Raw genomic sequence first — 1,086 nt, 5'->3', positions numbered from 1 at the left:
TTATTGGGACAAGCGGGAGTATCGATCGCTGCAAGGGGAGAAGGCGGTTTATGAGTTTTTGACGGCGTATGGAACTAGGCCTGCGCTGGGGTTTGAGGAGATCAGGAATGTGCTCGAGAGATTCAATGCAATTAGAGAGGAAGGGAAAGACTTTCCAAAGAAGATTGATTTCCTGCAAAAATCCGTTAATAAATTCATTGCCAAGGGAAAATTAAATCCAAAAGGAAAGAATGACAAAGAAAATAAAGAAATAAATTTTCTTGATAAGATGAGCGAGAAATATGATAAAGATCAGGCGCAAATCAATAGAGAGATTTTCCTAGGAGATCTTATCGGGCAGGAAGAAAAATACCCAGGGGTTTGCCTTCCGGGGAGCAGCGTATGCAAAGAGGTATGATCACTCTATTCTTGATGCTTAATTCCGTACTATTGATTGAATGTCATTCAAATCAAAAAAAACAGCTAACAACAGAAGAATGGGCGGAGCGTCGTCACCCACCTAGTGATACTTCCCCCCTACCGGAAGGGTGCAAAGCGATTAAATATCTCGGAGGCTATTATCCCATAGCAGCGGCTATTAGAGGCAATGGCCGTTATTGTGTAATTCACGATTTTATACAGCGAAAGGCCATTGATTGGATAGAGGGTGGAATAGAGCATGGTTCACCCACGGATAGTCAAGGTGATGGTAGCGTACTGACTTTTTACAAAAATAGTCTATCTGAATTAGATTTGAGAGAACATCTAATCTCCGGTAGACCATTTAAGAATGTAAATGGAGTAGGAATATTGGGTAATGATCAAGTTTTTTTAAAAGTTCATAACGGAAAAATAGAGACTCCTGGGGGTTTTGGCATAGGTGTTGAGATGGCGCCAAATATTATGATAAATAAAAGAATGAAAATGCTGACAGAAGACACTGCTGTTACAAAAGAATCCAACTGGAACCCGGAAACCGAGGCTTTTAACAAAATCCCTTGGGATTATTTCCCACCCACCTTCTACACCGCAGAAAACCTTCAAATCAAATCCGGCGGCCGCGCCATCATCATGGCGGGCTCCGACAACGTGGTGCGCAACAACACC

General features: G+C 42.2%; 1 protein-coding gene and 1 pseudogene. Both read left to right on the top strand.

Annotated features, from left to right (window positions below; translation table 11 throughout):
* The coding region (locus L995_RS31695) for a DUF3939 domain-containing protein (protein ID WP_156135978.1) at positions 1-397 on the top strand (397 nt) is incomplete at its 5' end.
* Positions 394-1,086: pseudogene (locus L995_RS34185) on the top strand (hypothetical protein); the annotation flags it as partial. The gene L995_RS31695 and the pseudogene L995_RS34185, both read left to right, overlap by 4 nt.

The organism is Delftia sp. ZNC0008 (assembly GCF_000799035.1).
Taxonomy (GTDB): domain Bacteria; phylum Pseudomonadota; class Gammaproteobacteria; order Burkholderiales; family Burkholderiaceae_C; genus Comamonas; species Comamonas tsuruhatensis.
This window is presented reverse-complemented; position numbering and strand designations above follow the sequence as displayed.